Source organism: Thermoplasmataceae archaeon (assembly GCA_038729425.1).
Lineage (GTDB): Archaea > Thermoplasmatota > Thermoplasmata > Thermoplasmatales > Thermoplasmataceae > B-DKE.
Window position 1 is genome coordinate 160523 of the sequence record JAVYSB010000003.1, and the last position, 16301, is coordinate 176823.

17 protein-coding genes and 1 tRNA gene are annotated in these 16301 nt (G+C 45.2%); 8 read left to right on the forward strand and 10 right to left on the reverse strand.

The window, feature by feature from the left end; translation table 11 throughout:
- Window positions 1-14 precede the first annotated feature (14 nt).
- Window positions 15-308, reverse strand: a complete 294-nt coding sequence (locus QW597_04120; GenBank protein MEM0155773.1) for a hypothetical protein — start codon at window positions 306-308, stop codon at window positions 15-17.
- Window positions 309-438: 130 nt separating this feature from the next.
- On the opposite strand from QW597_04120, the gene QW597_04125 reads away from it, so the two are divergent.
- Window positions 439-1035 carry a 50S ribosomal protein L15e gene (locus QW597_04125; GenBank protein MEM0155774.1) on the forward strand — a complete coding sequence of 199 codons (597 nt, stop codon included), beginning with the start codon at window positions 439-441 and terminating at the stop codon, window positions 1033-1035.
- 12 nt (window positions 1036-1047) lie between these two features.
- Window positions 1048-1128: transfer RNA gene (locus tag QW597_04130), tRNA-Ser, on the forward strand.
- A gap of 160 nt (window positions 1129-1288) precedes the next feature.
- Here the strand turns inward: QW597_04130 and QW597_04135 are convergent.
- Window positions 1289-2020, reverse strand: coding sequence for an HAD family hydrolase (locus QW597_04135; protein MEM0155775.1), 732 nt, complete (start codon window positions 2018-2020; stop codon window positions 1289-1291).
- A 215-nt stretch (window positions 2021-2235) separates the two neighbouring features.
- Between QW597_04135 and QW597_04140 the strand changes: the two genes are divergently transcribed.
- From QW597_04140 to QW597_04150, 3 genes are read left to right on the forward strand one after another with little or no spacing between them, the layout of a single operon-like run.
- Window positions 2236-2712 carry a hypothetical protein gene (locus tag QW597_04140; protein ID MEM0155776.1) on the forward strand — a complete coding sequence of 159 codons (477 nt, stop codon included), beginning with the start codon at window positions 2236-2238 and terminating at the stop codon, window positions 2710-2712.
- Window positions 2713-2768: 56 nt separating this feature from the next.
- Window positions 2769-3455 (forward strand): helix-turn-helix domain-containing protein, encoded by a 687-nt coding sequence (locus tag QW597_04145; GenBank protein ID MEM0155777.1) that lies wholly within the window; start codon window positions 2769-2771, stop codon window positions 3453-3455.
- Window positions 3456-3486: 31 nt separating this feature from the next.
- The gene (locus QW597_04150; protein ID MEM0155778.1) at window positions 3487-4929 is read left to right on the forward strand and encodes a hypothetical protein; all 1443 of its coding nucleotides are present in this window, start codon (window positions 3487-3489) and stop codon (window positions 4927-4929) included.
- 133 nt (window positions 4930-5062) lie between these two features.
- Here the strand turns inward: QW597_04150 and ftsY are convergent, their stop codons facing one another.
- The 3 genes from ftsY to pgk are packed head-to-tail and all read right to left on the reverse strand — an operon-like array spanning window position 5063 to window position 7605.
- Entirely contained in the window at window positions 5063-5935 is an 873-nt protein-coding gene (gene ftsY / locus QW597_04155; protein ID MEM0155779.1) for a signal recognition particle-docking protein FtsY, read from the reverse strand.
- Between the two features lies 1 nt (window position 5936).
- Window positions 5937-6356 (reverse strand): prefoldin subunit alpha, encoded by a 420-nt coding sequence (pfdA, locus tag QW597_04160; protein ID MEM0155780.1) that lies wholly within the window; start codon window positions 6354-6356, stop codon window positions 5937-5939.
- A 1-nt stretch (window position 6357) separates the two neighbouring features.
- Window positions 6358-7605, reverse strand: coding sequence for a phosphoglycerate kinase (pgk, locus tag QW597_04165; GenBank protein MEM0155781.1), 1248 nt, complete (start codon window positions 7603-7605; stop codon window positions 6358-6360).
- Between the two features lie 423 nt (window positions 7606-8028).
- Between pgk and QW597_04170 the strand changes: the two genes are divergently transcribed.
- Window positions 8029-8772 (forward strand): sugar phosphate nucleotidyltransferase, encoded by a 744-nt coding sequence (locus QW597_04170; protein MEM0155782.1) that lies wholly within the window; start codon window positions 8029-8031, stop codon window positions 8770-8772.
- A gap of 5 nt (window positions 8773-8777) precedes the next feature.
- On the opposite strand, the gene agl3 is transcribed toward QW597_04170, so the two are convergent.
- The 5 genes from agl3 to QW597_04195 all read right to left on the reverse strand — a co-directional run bounded on the left by agl3 (window position 8778) and on the right by QW597_04195 (window position 13717).
- Window positions 8778-9935 carry a UDP-sulfoquinovose synthase gene (gene agl3 / locus QW597_04175; protein MEM0155783.1) on the reverse strand — a complete coding sequence of 386 codons (1158 nt, stop codon included), beginning with the start codon at window positions 9933-9935 and terminating at the stop codon, window positions 8778-8780.
- Between the two features lie 48 nt (window positions 9936-9983).
- Window positions 9984-10739, reverse strand: a complete 756-nt coding sequence (locus QW597_04180) for an ABC transporter ATP-binding protein (GenBank protein ID MEM0155784.1) — start codon at window positions 10737-10739, stop codon at window positions 9984-9986.
- 160 nt (window positions 10740-10899) lie between these two features.
- Entirely contained in the window at window positions 10900-12126 is a 1227-nt protein-coding gene (locus tag QW597_04185) for an MBL fold metallo-hydrolase (GenBank protein ID MEM0155785.1), read from the reverse strand.
- Window positions 12127-12138: 12 nt separating this feature from the next.
- On the reverse strand, window positions 12139-12912 hold the full coding sequence (locus tag QW597_04190; GenBank protein ID MEM0155786.1) for an S-methyl-5'-thioadenosine phosphorylase: 774 nt from the start codon (window positions 12910-12912) through the stop codon (window positions 12139-12141).
- A gap of 82 nt (window positions 12913-12994) precedes the next feature.
- Window positions 12995-13717: an asparagine synthase-related protein gene (locus QW597_04195; GenBank protein MEM0155787.1), complete on the reverse strand. Its 723-nt coding sequence runs from the start codon at window positions 13715-13717 to the stop codon at window positions 12995-12997.
- 336 nt (window positions 13718-14053) lie between these two features.
- On the opposite strand from QW597_04195, the gene QW597_04200 reads away from it, so the two are divergent.
- The gene (locus tag QW597_04200; protein ID MEM0155788.1) at window positions 14054-14218 is read left to right on the forward strand and encodes a hypothetical protein; all 165 of its coding nucleotides are present in this window, start codon (window positions 14054-14056) and stop codon (window positions 14216-14218) included.
- Between the two features lie 292 nt (window positions 14219-14510).
- Window positions 14511-16298, forward strand: a complete 1788-nt coding sequence (locus QW597_04205) for a PINc/VapC family ATPase (GenBank protein MEM0155789.1) — start codon at window positions 14511-14513, stop codon at window positions 16296-16298.
- Window positions 16299-16301: the final 3 nt, after the last annotated feature.

Genomic DNA, 16301 nt, shown 5'->3' on the forward strand with positions numbered 1-16301 from the left:
CTGGAAATCTATCTTTATGCTGTGACCTGTTCTTTTTTGGTGCCTGTTTCTTCTACAATAACCTTTTTGCATTTTCTGATAGTCCCGCTCACTGTAACGATACGGACATCCCCATAGTATTCTGACATGTATTCAGATAGTTCCAGTTTTCTGAACTGATCTGTCAGGAATATTGCATACTGTCCTTCGTTGAACCTGAGCCTGCACCTAAACGAATGAAAAAGATCATCTGCAAGGGTCTTCAGGAACTGATCCATTTCATTGTGCTGAAGCAGAAAATATCTCTTCCTGTACGGTGACCCTTTCATCTATTCCAAAGCAGAATTAACGATATTTATCTATCGTTTATCATGAGTGTAAGGTACAGCAACCAAATGGTGCCAAAATATAAATATCGTAAAACGCTTAAGAAAAACTACGTCATCAAGGTAGAGCAAAATGGCAGAAACTATTACCACTTACAGTCTGGTCAGAAATGCGTGGAAAGATCTGAAGAAGTCTGAGATTTACGGCATACACAAGCAGAGAATGGCAGAATGGAGGGATAGCCCTGCGACTGTAAGACTGGATAGGCCGACCAGGCTTGACCGGGCTAGAGAGCTCGGATACAAGAGCAAGGACGGCTACATTATAGTAAGGTCCAGAGTCAGGAGAGGCGGAAGCAACCGCCCAAAGATCATGGGTGGAAGAAGACCCAGAAGGATGGCATACAGCAAGCTCACAAGGAAGAAGAGCATCCAGTGGATTGCTGAAGAGAGGGTCGCTGGCAAATACCCCAACATGGAAATACTGAATTCATATTACGCTGGAGAGGATGGAAAATACAAATATTATGAGATTATAGCAGTAGACAAATCTCACCCTGCAATTGTTAATGATAAGCACATTTCGTGGATAGCCGAACCCCAGAATAATGGAAGGGTATACAGGGGTCTAACTTCTGCCGGTTATAAAGGCAGGGGCCTGAGAACTGGCAGGAAGAACAGCAGCAAGAGCAGACCATCCATAAGATCTAACGGCAGGCTCAGGAGATAATTCGACATTTCTGCCGAGGTGGCCCAGCGGTACGGCGCCAGACTTGAGATCTGGTTCCCTTGTGGATCGGGAGTTCGAATCTCTCCCTCGGCGCTTATAACTCGGACCCGCTCATAAACACGGGAGTTTTCGGTCCTGAACTCATATCAATACATGCTTGATTATTTTCTAAACTCACTTTCCCTCTTTCGAGTAATTTCTCATCACAGGGCTTATAATTGTCCCAAGAACGTATGGAGGAGCTTTTCTTTCACTATTCCAGATACTTTGTGAGTTCAGAAAGTGAGTCAATTGTAAGGAAGGGGCATCCGGAATATCCTCTGGAATCGACAACGTGCCTATTGCGAATCCAGATCCCCATGATACCCAGTTCCTGTGGAGCCAGCACATCCCATACAATGTTATCCCCTACCATCCACGTTTCCTCAGCACTGACCTGCAATTCTGAAAGGGCAAGCTTGTAAATCCTTGGATCAGGCTTTCCAAATCCCCGCTCCCCTTCGATGAATATATGATCAAAGTGCCCAGCAAGGGAAAAGCGTTCAAGTTTACTTCTCTGTGATTCCGAACTCCCATTCGTAATCAGTGCAGTTATGATTCCGTGCTCTCTTGCTGCGTCAATAGTCTCGATTGATCCCGGGAACACGTATAGAGATTCCCATTTCATCTTTGAATACAGTCTTGCGAAACTCTCAGCAAGCTCCAGATCATTAATGCCCAGATCCGCAAATGCCAGCTCAACTATTTTCCTCCTTGCGGCATCCAGATCCTGCCGCCATCTTCTGTGCCTGTCGGGATCGGCCCAAAAAGACTTTGAGTGATCCAGAACAGCTGTGGCAAGGATTTCCGGATCCACTGAATTGATCTCTCCGGAAAACAGGCGGGCGGCTTTCCTCCAAGTTTCCTTGGTGAGAACCTCAAAGGCGATAATTGTGTCGTCCAGATCAATCAAGAGTGCATTGGGAGGGTTAAGTGACTGAACCATATATCACGATGTGGGAATCTAAAATAAATTTTTAGAACACGACACTTTCAGAAAATCCCAACGGAGGCGCCAAATTTCAGCCGCTGATCAGTTTTCGCAATGTATTTGAACTATGTTGCCCATGACTAGAACAAGAGACTTTTGCAAGCCCCTTAAATGGAGATGAATTATTGGCTTCTAGAGAAGAGAAAATCCAGTTCTTGGAAAATCGGATTATGAATAACAAAGCTTCAATGGGAGCAGGTGGCGACTGCATGAAAATCGCCAGAGAACAGCTTGAGCTATCCAGGCTATACAGATCCGTTGGCAACACTGCGAAATCGGATGAGGTCCTGAACGATACGCTGAAAACACTGGAAGATCCGATGTGTGTACAGACAGCCCAGACCACAAGATTGATAAGTGCAATAAAGTCTTTTCAGAGCAACCCAAATCTTGCAAATGCACAGAGGATGCCTGCAATTTACAGGTATGCGGGACTTATCTTTCTTCTTGTTGGGTACGGCGTACTCTACGTGGTTTTTGATTTTATAAAAATTAACCCGAATTATTTTCTTGCAGCGATCCTGGTAATGTTTGTGATCAGCATCTGGATCAGTTCCGCACTAAGAAGAAGCTTCATAAGGTCGGTTGCACAGTCGAATTCCTCGACCATAGATGGCACACAGGAACCTCGAAACAAGAGCCCATAGACAATTGTCGAATCATATTTCGGCAGATTTTTAAATAAACCCCACATGTCTTTTTCGTGGAGATTTACGAGAAAATTGCAGGAGAGATAGCTATATCTGAGAACCCGGGAGAAACCATAAGAAAATGGAGAGAGGAATTCGGGATTACACAGCAGGAACTTTCCAGATATCTCGACATTTCGCCCTCCGTTATCAATGATTACGAATCTGGACGGAGGAAGTCACCTGGTGTTTTCTCAATCAGGAAAATAGTATACGCCCTCGTTGAAATAGATAAGAAACGCGGAGGAAAAGTCATCAGGAAGTACTCAAGCGGAATGCCCTCAGATGCTCTGATTGATCTGAAGGATTATGATCACGACGTTATGCTTGACAGGATAGTTCCCCAGATAAGGGGCAGGAATGTTTCAAGCGTCGACCTCAGGCGAGCGGTAAGGGGATATACCATTGTCGACGGAGTGAAGGCGATTCTGTCCTTTTCGTACTCAGAGTACAGTAAGCTTTATGGTTGGTCAAGCCAGCGCATAATTTTCTTCACTGAGGTAAAGATGGGTCGCAGTCCGATGATTGCCATAAGGGTACATCCCCTGAAACCTGCAGCGGTCATATATATTCAGCCGGACAGGATAGATGAGCTTGCCATAAAGCTAGCCGAGATTGAAAATATTCCCCTTATAGTCACAGATATGCCTGTGCAGGACATTTCCAGGATAATGTCGGCCCTGCGTATATCCATCGCCTAACAATTTATATCCGGAATTGCATGATCACGGGTTGAAGAGAAAGGGCCTCACAAGATCCTTCGTGCTTATCGTAGCATTTATAGTGCTGGTAGCTGGAACCCTGTACTACATTAATTCTGGAAAACAAACTGCGGAATTACAGGGTCCGTATATTTCTGTATCTGCCTTTGATCTCGGTCCTTCGGTGCCATCCAGAATCAATAATTTTTCAGTTTATATTTACGGTACGACGTCAAACGCGACGAACGTTTCCAATGATCAATTACTATTCAGTGACTATTCCAGTTCCTCTTCTATGACTGGGTACCTGAACCGGTCTTTCTACTCCATTTCCAGTGAATGGGGGAAAATAGTTCCGGGTAAGAATATCTCACTTTCCCTTTACGCTTTCCATAATATATATGCCAATGGTAATGTGACTGTCTACAGTTTCTACAACAATCTGCCATATGATCCTTCCTCACCCGTCAGCGTATCATTCACGACCAAAGTGATATTCAACACGTCTCAACCTGCACTGCGGATTCCGGTAACTGGCATTTCAACTGCTGCAGTGTTCCTGGAAAAGATGCAACTCACGAATACCAGTACGCTGCAGAATTCAAGCATCGTTCTTGGGGCATACCTGAATTCCACTTACACACAAGCATCTGCATATAACTCATTCTCTCCCTCTTCGAAAGTACGTAGCTCTGTTGGGTATCTGCAATTCCGCGGAATTTCATACCTTAGCACATCAAACTACCTTCAAGAAAGCATTAATCCTTCGTTTTCTAACGCGTCTCTTGACTTCAAGTCAATTAAGCCAGGTGTAAGCATGAATTCTGAACTTGTTGCTGGACCAGTGGAGCTACATGTTTCCAATTTTATGGTGGAGACGGGCTATACCATTGGCAGCGCTTATTACTCAGTTTCTAACAACACCGACACCACAATCAAGGTTCTGGCTTCTTCAAATAGCCTTAGTGCGAGTGTGAGAAGCTTTAATGGAAGTACATTTCTTTCCCTCTTCAATGAGTTCATTTCCTCTCGGTCACAATCAACCGTCAAGACCGGTGCCAATGCGGGAAACTTGACCATCATCAATGACCAGAACTGGACCCACATTAATCCACAAGTCCAATCCGACCTGTCCACCCTTTCCCAAAGGAACACAACTAATACTCTGCTTGTACTTAGCCTAGGCCTGTCAGTCATTTCCTCTGATTACAAGCTATATGGCAGCAACAGCAGTCAGAGCCTGCCAGAGATTATAAGCAACCAGATGGGAATCAATTTACCACACCTTTCCGACTTCAATACCCTAGATATCGCTCAAACGGAATGCCCATTCTCAGAGACAAACGATATAATTAGCTCAGGACCTGGAAATCTCACCGCTTCTTTCTATTTCAGCAATTTGAATGTCTCTGTCTCGGTCTTCTCTGGAACGTACAGCGGCCCTCTGCCGATCACGGCGACCATCGTGGGCTGATGATCTAACATATCCCTGCTGAAAATGCATACGAAGTTTATTTCATCTATATATATGCAGCCGAAGAACGGAACGAGGGGGTTGTTATTTTGAGAATTTGTTGCAAACCGCCATTGCAGATCTATTTGGATATTTACGAGAATATTTTGTCCAAGTACCACTCCGGATCAAACCGAATTATACTGCCCATTTCCTGACCTGTACATAGAAACATCACTGGTTTGTTCATTGACGAGACTATGCTTAGCAACGATCCCCCCTTTGCATCGGTATCCAGTTTTGTCAGTATTATGGCGTCAAATCCAGTTTCCTTCAAGAACGTCTCTGCCTGATTCAATGCATCCTGACCAACCATGGAGTCAAGAACAAGGACCGTCAGGTTTGGTTTGGACACGCGTTTTATCTTCTTCATCTCGTCAATAAGATTTTTGTTAGTCTGCATTCTTCCTGCAGAGTCTATAAGGACGTAATCGAGCCCCCTAGCTTTTGCATGTTCTATTGCATCATATGCAACTGCCGAAGGATCACTTCCGTGGTCATGCCGGATTACTTTCACTCCTATGCGATCCCCCAGTATTGAAATCTGATCTATGGCTCCTGCCCTGAATGTATCTGAAGCGGATATTACTGATCTTTTTCCCGCCTCCTTCAGATAATTTGCGACTTTAGCTATGGTGGTAGTCTTCCCGGTCCCATTTATTCCTAGAAAAAGGATCACATATGGCTTTTCTTTCACGTCAAGGATATCAAAGTTCAACTGATTTGATTTCAGGAGGTCTCCAATTGATTCCCTGACGATCCCCATCAGGCCAGCTTTGCTGATCCTCTTTGTGTTCTCCAGCCTTTTCCCAATGTTCTCGGAGAGAGTCTCAACAGCTTCCAGTGAAACGTCGGACTCCAGAAGAACTGTCCTTATTTCGTCCTCAATCTCTCCCCTCTTCGCCCTGAGGATCTCCTCGTTATCAGGTATGCTACGCTTGAAAAGAGCTTTCAAACCTTCAAACATCTTAAGTCTTGCCTTTCTGTTCCTGCCGCGCCTGATCCACGATAGATAACATGGATTCGTATCTGTTGAAGAGCTCAGTTCTCCTGGCGTCTAGAGCACTTATGGTGTTCTGCAGTTCCAGAAGATTATTTTCCAGTCTTCCGGAGACCCTCTCCGGATTCTCCTCTAAATACACATCCGATCCAATGGGCACAAGCATTTTCGATTTTACGTCTATATTCCCAAGTGCAAAAATTCCTGAGCCAATGGCAATGCGCCTGTCCTTTGCCTCCGATATCCCTGTATCCTTGAGGATCGCCTGAACTCTCCTTATTTCTTCCATTCCCCTCAGGAGGCTGTTAAGCTGATTATCGAGTGAGTCTATCAGGGATTTTGTATAGTTTATTTCGTCAACAATGTTGACCTGGGTATCTTCAGCCATTTCAATTACCTTTGAACAGCGAGTGACTTTCGCTGAGTGCTTCCAGAACTGGCATTGCCTCACCGGATAAATAACTTATCAGGGCTCCTCCACCGGTAGAAGCATGGTCAATGGTCTTGAGCATCCCGATCTTTTCCATTGCACTGAGAGTGTGACCGCCTCCAGCAATTCTCAATGCCTTAGATCTTGATATAGCATTCAGTATTTCAAACGTTCCAGAGGAATATTCCGGTACCTCATACATACCCATAGGACCGTTCATGAAGATTGCCTTAGACTGCCTTATTTTCTCTGTGAACATAACTATGGATTCCACTCCGATGTCCGCCAGAAGTTCGTCGTCCGGGATCTTTTCATCTGACGATATTCTCCTGCCTGACGGGTTTAGGATGAAGTCCACGGGAATGATCACTTTTTCTCTATGCCTTTGAAGCATTTCCGTGCAGGTCTTGATGAGATCCTCATGATTCTTGTTATTCTTGATGATGAAGTCCCTGTTCTTCTTTCCTATATCTTTCCCAGAACCCCACAGGAAAGCATTTGCCACAACACCACCAACAAGGATGGAGTCCACAATTCCCTTGTCAAGGAAATTCTTTGAAACAGAGATTGAGTCGTCAATCTTTGATCCGGCAAGTATGGCGACTTTTGGTCTTTCGTTTCCGTCCTTGAACCTGCTGAGCATTGATATCTCCTTCTCAATCAGCCTGCCCGCTATGTTGGGCTTGAGCCGCCTAAAACCTACAAGTGTGGTCTGTGCACGGTGAATTGCAGGGAAAGCGTCAATTACGTAGTAGTCCATTAGTGGAAGCAGTTTCCTGACAATGTGGCTCTTTTCCATTGTATCGATATCATCCGGAGCTATCTCGGTCTCTTCGGAATAGAATCTGCTGTTTTCAAGCATTAGAATGTCACCATTCTTCATTGATGATACCGCTTCTTCCACCTCGCTTCCGAAAAGAGAGTCAACAAATCTTACGTTACGCCCAAGTACGCGCCTCAGGTACATCGCGTGTTTGTCCAGACTTGTAAAATCCTCCTTTCCCGGTCTGCTCTGGTGAGCAACGATAACAACCTTGGAATTCGAGAGGGAGTTTATCGTATCAACATGGGACTTGAAGCGTGATCCCCCAAGAATCTCTCCATTTATGGGGTTGATTGGGGAGTTTATATCGAGTCTGAGAAACACCGTTTTGCCTCTCAGGTCAAAAGAGTCCAGTGTGAAGAAAGACTGTGAACTGCCAGTCATGAAGAGTGATCTGCTAGGGACTTCATATTGGTTTCGATGACTTCCGCGAGACAGCAGAAGTTCAGTGCAAAAAGGTAAAAGCTAGATCATTGTTCATTTGCGAGCGGTCGCATAATCTTTGCAATGCCAGAACTGCCTTGTATATATGATGAAAATAAACTCAGCTGTATTGCTTTTCCTGCAATTCACAATTTCATCCGGTAAATTACTGGTCTCGACCTTCCCTTGGGTCACGGAGAAGCATTTATATTTCTTAATCTCACAGGTTCAAAGAGGTGGGCTTAAACGACAGTAAGCCTAATAATTGACGTCGGGAAATAGAAAGGGTGACCTGAAGTCGAAAACTAATGAAATTAAACCTGTGTTCCAGGTACGGGAAAACCGAAAATAATATTATGAGAAATGAGGTAATGTGAAAAGTCCATGAAAGCACTCATAACTGCAGCTGGTCAGGGTTCACGTTCCGGCCTGGATGGAAAGATGCGGAAGGAGATGCTACCGATCTACACTAAACGCGACGATAGGGTTGTGCTGAGACCTATTCTTGACTGCGTGATATACGAAATTCGGAGGACGGGAGTTGGGGAGATTCATTTGGTCCTCGATTGGGAGGACACATTTACTCGAGAATACATAGAGAGAGAGTATCCAAGTGTTAACATCATCTTCCAAGGTGAGAGGAGAGGATTTGGATCAGCAGTATTACTGGCTAGGGAATACATCGATGACGAGAATTTTATACTTAACGCGGGTGATGGCATAATACTTGATCCCTCCCATATGGAGGCGGTAGCGAAAAGGATGGAAAAGTTTCCTGCCCAGAATACACTCACTCTGATGCGGGTCGATAACCCCCAGAAATACGGTGTGGCGTCTGTAAAAAACGTGGGAGACGAACTCAGGGTAACCGGAGTGGTGGAGAAACCACAGAATCCAGAGAGCAACTACGCCTTATGTGCATTCTATGTTCTCGTTCCGGAAATATTCAGGTACCTCAATGAGGACAGGTCTCCAGAAAGGGAGTTGACCCCTGCTATTCATAGATCTATTGAGGAAGGCACAGAAACCATTGGAATGGCAGTTGACAGCAGCGACTGGATAAGCGTTGGAGTAGCCACTGAATACGTAAACATACTGAAACGCAGCTTGGAGCGCTGTGACCAGTAGCAGCTTTATGCCTTCCAGAATGTTCTCGGCATTATTACTCCGGAAACCTTGTTTATCCTCGATGTGTGCTTGCTGAGATCTTCCAGCATGTGAAGTATCTCTTCCTCGAGGGTCTTTCTGCTCCGGTATCCAAGTTTTTTCAGGTTTTCATTGGTTGGATTGTAGTAATGAGCCTCCATCTCGACCCTTGGATTGTCAACATGCTTTATTTCAGCCGGCTTTCCAAACTCCCTCTCATAAATTTCTTTCACTTTTTCTGCCAAGAAGTTCACGGAATATGCCCTGTCAAACTGATTGAATACCCTGTATTCACCATCAGCAGGTGGGTTGTCAATGGCAAGTGTCAGGCAGGTAACGCTGTCCTCAAGTGGCAGGAAACCGCGCGTCTGCCCTCCCTTTCCATATGGCGTTATTGGCATGCCAGCCACCGCTTGTGCACAGAATCTATTGAGGGCGGTTCCCCACACCTCATCCACGTCATACCTGGTATAAAGACCGGTTTCAGAGACCTCCTCAATCCTAGTGCCATATACCACACCTTGCATAACATCCGTCACCCTCGTTTTCCAGACCCGATTTGCAAACATCAGGTTATTTGAGTCATGCACCTTGGTCCAGTGGTACCAGCTTCCAGCGTTCTTGGGAAATGGCAAACGATCTTTCCTGCCGTTGTATTCTATCTCGAAGAATCCCTCCGGGATGTCAATGTTTGGAGTGCCGTATTCTCCCATTGTGCCAAGCTTTAGAATGTGTGTTTTCGGAGAATTGTCTTTCAGTGCATAAACCAGGTTGATTGTGCTTACGATATTCTTGGTCATGGTTTCGTTGGCCTGCTTGAGACCTATCATGGAATATGGCGCGGATCTCTGCTCCGCAAGATGCACAACGGTATCCGGTTTCGTTTCCCTGATGATCTTGTACATGAAATCCGGGTTGCTCACGTCTCCCCTAAAAAATCTCAGGTTGCCGTATCCAGCTGATTTGAGGTCCTTTATTCTAGTCTCCATCGAAGCGACTGGCAGTACAGACTGGGATCCAACTTCCCTCACCCTCTTTCTGGTTATAAAATTGTCAGCGCCAGAAACGGAGTGCCCCCTTTTCATTAGCCTTAGTGCGAGAGCCCATCCGATATAACCATCTACGCCTAGTATAAGGACTTTCATGGTTTTCTAAATTAGAGGCATGGGATTAATCTTTGTTTATGCGAAAATTCATTCTGACATTATTGTAAGCACCCGATCCACGGTTTTGTAAAATTCATCGCTTCTGGTGTTTCTCGGTCTTTTGAGGGAAACTGGCATTTCCTGAATTACCTTGCTCGGCCTGTGGCTCAAAATAACGATGCTATCGCTCATCTGCACAGCTTCGTCCACATTATGGGTGACCATGAGGATCGTGTTGGGATTATCTACTGGTGACTCCCATAGATCAAGAAGCTCTTCCCTCATCGCTTGGGCCGAAAACACATCAAGGCCGCTGAATGGCTCATCCAGGAGAAGTACATCTGGTGATGTGGAAAGTGCCCTGGCAATGGCCACGCGTTGCTTCATACCGCCCGAGAGCTCCTTGGGATAGGCGTTCTCAAATCCATCAATTCCAACGAGTCGTATGTTATTCAGAGCAATCTCCCTTCTCTTTGATCTGTCCTTAATCATTGGCTCGAGAGCTAGTTCGACGTTATCAAGAACGTCCAGCCACGGGAACAGAGCTGAGTTCTGGAAGACAACCGAAACCCTGAAGTCACTTCCCATCTCCTCCTTGTCACCATAAAGGATCCTGCCAGATGTGGGTTTGGTTAGCCCGAGTATCATCCTAATCAGAGTGGATTTTCCGCAGCCGGATGGGCCTATGATCGATACAAACTCATTCTTCCTGACCTTGAAGCTAATATCCTCTATGGTTTTTATTGAACTCTTAGCATATCTGTACTCCATAGCCACATGATCAACTGTGAGGACCTCATCCATCGTTGCAGTATTTAAAAATAATATAAAACATTGCCCTGTTCACAGCGGAATATATTTCGCATATAATGCTGGAAGTTCACATTTCAGCACCTAAAGTGCTGCATTGCGGAAAATATTGATTGTTTGTTTTAGTTTCATGAGTGATAAAAATGTTGCGAGGTTATGAAACCTCGAATTCATGTCCGTTGAATGGCAACATGACGTCAAATTCCGCAAGATCTTCCAGCAGGTTTTCCCGGTTTTCTCCGTGGCACAGGATGATCTTTTCAGGATCTACCTGCTTCACAAAGTCTATCAGTTCATCATGGCCAGCATGCGCAGAAAGGTCGAAGAATTCCATCTTCATGTTCGGTTTGACCGTTGCGCCAGCTATCTTCATTGTGCCGTTTTCCATGAGGCTCCTTCCATTAGTGCCTTCTACCTGGTATCCAGTCAGGAAAATTGCGCTTTTTGTATCATTCATCAGCTGTTCTATATAGCCGAGTACGGGTCCACCGTCCAGCATACCTGAAGTTGTTATTATTACATCATTCTCAAGTGCTTGCTCTCTCATCCGCCTTCCCCTGATCTGCGTTACCCGCCCAACAGATCTTGAAAAGTCCTTCTGAGATCTGAGGAACCCAGGTGTATTGAGGTATATCCCCGTAATTCCATTGCCCATTCCATCCACAGCGATGTTGAAGCCCATGTCACTCAGTATCATTACCAGCTCCTGAGTTCTGCCCATGGCAAATGATGGCAAAATGGCTTTACCTCCGTCCTCAACAACTTCCTTTATCCTCTGCTTGAGTCTCTTTACAACCTGATCCCTCTCCTCATGGTTCTTGCCAGCGTATGTACTCTCCATTACAAGTATATCAGCTTTTTTCGGCTTTGCACCGTTCAGGAGGAAGGTATCCTTTGTATACAGATCGCCAGTCACAAGAATGGATCTGGAATTCTCAAAATTCCACATCGTTGAGCCGGGGATGTGCCCCGCTGATTGCGCAGTGACTTGGAATGGCCCATCCACAATAGTCTCCCCGAAATTTGCTCTCTGGAATGCACTATATAGAGATGCTATGTCATCCGTATTGAACCTGGAAGGATACCCCTCAATGTTTGTGACCTTGATTGAGTCCTCAAGCATCGGACGCATACTGTTTGCTGTCATTATTGTTGAATAAAATGTTGCTTTATATTCATGATAATACACTGGCAAGGCACCCATGTGATCGAGATGTGCATGCGTCAAGTATATACTCTTCACGGGATCGGGATGCATCGGGAATTGTGGTGGCTTTTCTGGTATTACACCGTAATCAATCATTATGTCGTAATCCTTCTCGCTTATCTTTATTGCTAATCTGCCTACTTCTTCTGCTCCGCCTAAAAATTTTACTTTCATTTCCTATTTTCCTCAAGCTTTTGCGTTTTCAAGTGATCTTGAACAATTGCAGTTCCTCTTTCTGCTGAACCCTCTGACGGAATGCTCAACAAGTGAGGAAACCTTTTCTTCGTTTTCCTTCATAATCTTCATGACTTCTGACGCATCCACAGGCTTATCAGACCATACATCAAAATCCGTTACCGTGGCAATCATGGAATAGCACATTGCCTGCTCAATTGCAAGGTTTATCTCTGGGACGAGGGTCATGCCAATTATGTCTCCGAACTGCCGGAACATCTTTGATTCTGCCCTGGTGGAAAATCTAGGTCCCTCGATGCACACGTATGTTCCCCCATCGTGGTGGTCGTATCCTGACTTCTTCGCAGAACTTACAAGTTCAGCTGTCATGTCTGGGCAGAAAGGATCTGCGGCTGAAATATGATAAACCTCTGGGCCGTCAAAGAAAGTCAGCTTCCTCGACTTTGTGAAGTCTATGAACTGGTCGGGAAAGACAATGTCTCCCGGCTTGTAATCTTCCTTCAGAGAACCAACGGCATTAATCGCCAGCACACGCTCAACGCCTATCTTCTTCAGTGCCCATAAATTGGCCCTGTAATTTACCAAGTGCGGCGGAAAAGAGTGTTTCCTACCATGCCTTGGAATAAATGCAACCTCAATTCCATCAATCTCTCCGATCTCTATTTTGTCGGAGGGCCTGCCATAAGGTGTTTCCATATCGAGCGACTTCCCGCCATTTAAAAGGCTGTAGAGGCCACTCCCTCCAATTATGCCTATCTGCGCCATGAAATCACGTTAATGCTTGTTCAACAAACTCCTTGATGTGTGGTTGATGCTCAATTGGTATTTAACCGAATCGGAATAATAATCAATAAGAGCCAAGGATCTTTCTTATATAAGGTTGTATGCCGGACCCGTACTGTGCGGCTTTTTTTCTAAATGACCAAACATCCTCAGGCAGTTCGATCTCTTTGGCAAGAGTCCTGAGCATTATCTTGTTTGTACCGCCACTAACATTAAGATCTCTGGGCAATCCTGAGAAAATTCGTACCAGTTCCGGGTCAAGATAAGGAGTTACCAGTCTTTTAGACTTTTGATTCGCAATTTTAATTTCTCTAGGAAGCGTAAAATGAAAGAGCTTGTCCAGATGGCTTGCGTTTGTTAATCCCGGATCCTCCATGAACCTCCGGTATCCATAAAAAATTTCATCCGCTCCCTGTCCAGTGACCACGGTATCTTCAGGACACCTCTCAAGCAAATGATACAGAACAAGCTCGTATCCCATCTCTGAATGCGTAATATTAGGGTCCAAAGCCCTCAGTGCGGGAATTGAGTACTCCAGGTCCTGTCGATCGAGAATAATCTCCCTGAGACGAAATCCAAGTTCGTCGGACACATACCTGGATCGTTCCAGGTCATGGGAACCAGGAAACCCTACGGTGAATGGCTTAAGCTTGAAGTCTGATAGGGCAAGTATGATAGTGCTGTCAAGTCCACCGGAAAACCCGATTGCGGAATTTCCAGCTTTTAGGATGCTTGCCTCCAGATTTTTCTTCAGGAGTACTATTTTCTGATCCAGTTTATTCCCCACCTGGTAGTGACAGACTGCCTAATTGTTTTTTCTTTGCCCCGAGAGACAGAAAGTTGTACACTGAAGATCGTATAATTGGGAATGCACTGCCATTTCACATTTTCATTCCGATTTCGGATTCATTCGAAAAACGTATCATTTCAGACCTTTCTCTCATAATTTTCAGCCACAGAACAAAAATATGCTTTTCCTTGCCATCAACATTTTCATCGTATGGACATGAAATTGGTGAGCTAAGTAAATACAGCATGGATTTGAATAATGCTTACAGATAAGGTAGCCCGTCTATTTGCTTCATTCAGATGATTAAATGAAGGTAATGAAAATGGTAAAAATATGGCTATTGTTGTCTTTAGCGGTGCTGTAGATCGGCTCACCGGCCTTGCAGTCCTGGTAGGTGGAGCAGCAGCATCAGATATCCTAGTAGATTTGTTCCCACAGCTTTTTGGCGCCCACCCAATGAAGAAGGACATTATAGAGAACAACATAGAAATCAGCTAATTCCTAAAGCTTAAATCCAAGGTTCACGAAGGTCTTATGGTAGTCAAAACTCCTTTAATAACCAACCTTTGATCAGCAGTGCTGTTCAATCATTCCTGATCTGGAATCTCGTTTTTATGAGAGTTCCAAACTTTTTGATCGGACGGATACCGGAATAAGCTTAAGAGATCACGAAGGTAATGTAAAATATGGTTTTTCCTTCATCACAAGAGATATGGCAGAGGGAGTGGGGGCTTATGCAGCCTTTTACTTTCCTTGAATATCTTAAATAGTAATTATCACATGTTCTTACGTGGATTACGTTCCGGATACGTCCGTTATTGTTGACGGCAGGTTCAGCGCTTTCATATCCTCTAAGGAGGGGTCGCATGTCATACTTTCTGAGGCTATGCTGGCAGAAATAGAGCACCAGGCAAATGAGGGCAGGTCCATAGGCCATGCGGGGCTTGGTGAACTGAAAGCTCTCAGATCCTTGGCCAATGAAGGGAAGATATACCTGGACATTTATGGGAAGCGCCCCGGCGACTGGCAAATACGGAGAGCAAAAAGCGGAGAAATAGATGAGATCATAAGGAATACCGCTATGGAGAATGACGCAATTCTGGTCACTGGAGATAACATACAGAGGGACCTCGCCATAATTAAGGGCATACGGGTGGAATACCTTGAGGCTTCACAGAAAGCTGTAAGGAATATAGAGGATTTCTTTGACAGCGAAACCTCATCTGTGCACCTGAAGGCAAACCTGAGACCGGTACTGAAGAAAGGCATGCCAGGATTTGTGAGGATGGAGCGGCTTGAATCGGCTTCAACAAGGCAGGAGCTTGAGACAATTGCGTCGGGCATTATCAAGCGTGGGAAATTTGAGGATGAATCCTTTGTGGAAATGGACATGTTCGGGGCAACTGTGATACAGTTGAAAAACATCAGGGTCGTTATTACCAGACCTCCATTCTCCGATGACCTTGAGATCACTGCTGTCAGGCCCATAAAGAAACTAAGCCTCGAGGACTACCATCTTGATCCGAAAATCATAGACCGCCTCACAGTGGGCGCAAATGGCATTCTTGTAGCCGGTGCACCCGGAGCTGGAAAAAGTACGTTTGTTCAAGCTCTCGCAGAGTATTTCAGCTCTCTTGACAAGACGGTGAAGACCATGGAGAAGCCACGCGACCTTCAGCTAATTAATGATATTACACAGTACACGGGTCTCGAGGGATCCATGGAGAAGACGGGGGATATTCTTCTGCTTGTGAGGACTGATTACACGGTTTTTGATGAGATGAGGGTGACCTCCGATTTCCACGTATATTCCGACCTGCGCCTGGCTGGCGTTGGAATGGTCGGCGTGGTTCATGCCACCAGGCCAGTTGACGCATTCTACAGATTTATCGGTCGCATTGAATTGGGGCTTATCCCACAGGTCATAGATACTATACTATTCATAGACGCTGGTAGGGTAAGGACAGTCCTAGTTACCGAGTACACGGTCAAGGTGCCCAGCGGGATGAGCCAAGAGGATCTTTCCCGACCGGTCATCGTTGTCAAAGAATTCCCTTCGGGAAAACCCCTGCATGAAATATACACATTCGGGGACCAGATTGTAATGGTGCCAGTACAGAGAGAGGATTCTTCACTATTTTCCCTTGCAGCTGACCGCATAAGGGAGGAGATTTCAAAATACCTCAATACATCGGATGTGCAGGTGAAGATGACAACCGCAAGCAGGGCAGTGGTATCCGTACCGGAAAAGTACATCCCGAGGCTCATAGGAAAAAAGGGATCCAATATTTCAGAACTGGAAGAGCGTCTGAAGATCAGGATTGAGGTGGAGCCAATATCTGGTGGATCAGCCCTCCAGAAGAGACCAGTCGATGTTCAGGTAAAGAACAAGATAATGTATCTTTCAATTGGAGAGAAGAACAGGAACGTGAAAATCTTTCTCGACGACATAATGGTGCTTCAGGCAAGAAGTTCCGCAAAGGGAATCATACGACTGAAACTGGACAGCGACACGGGTTCAGCCATTTACCAGCAAATGAAAAATGGGAAGAAACTGGAATTCCTCCCGGAAGAATAAGTT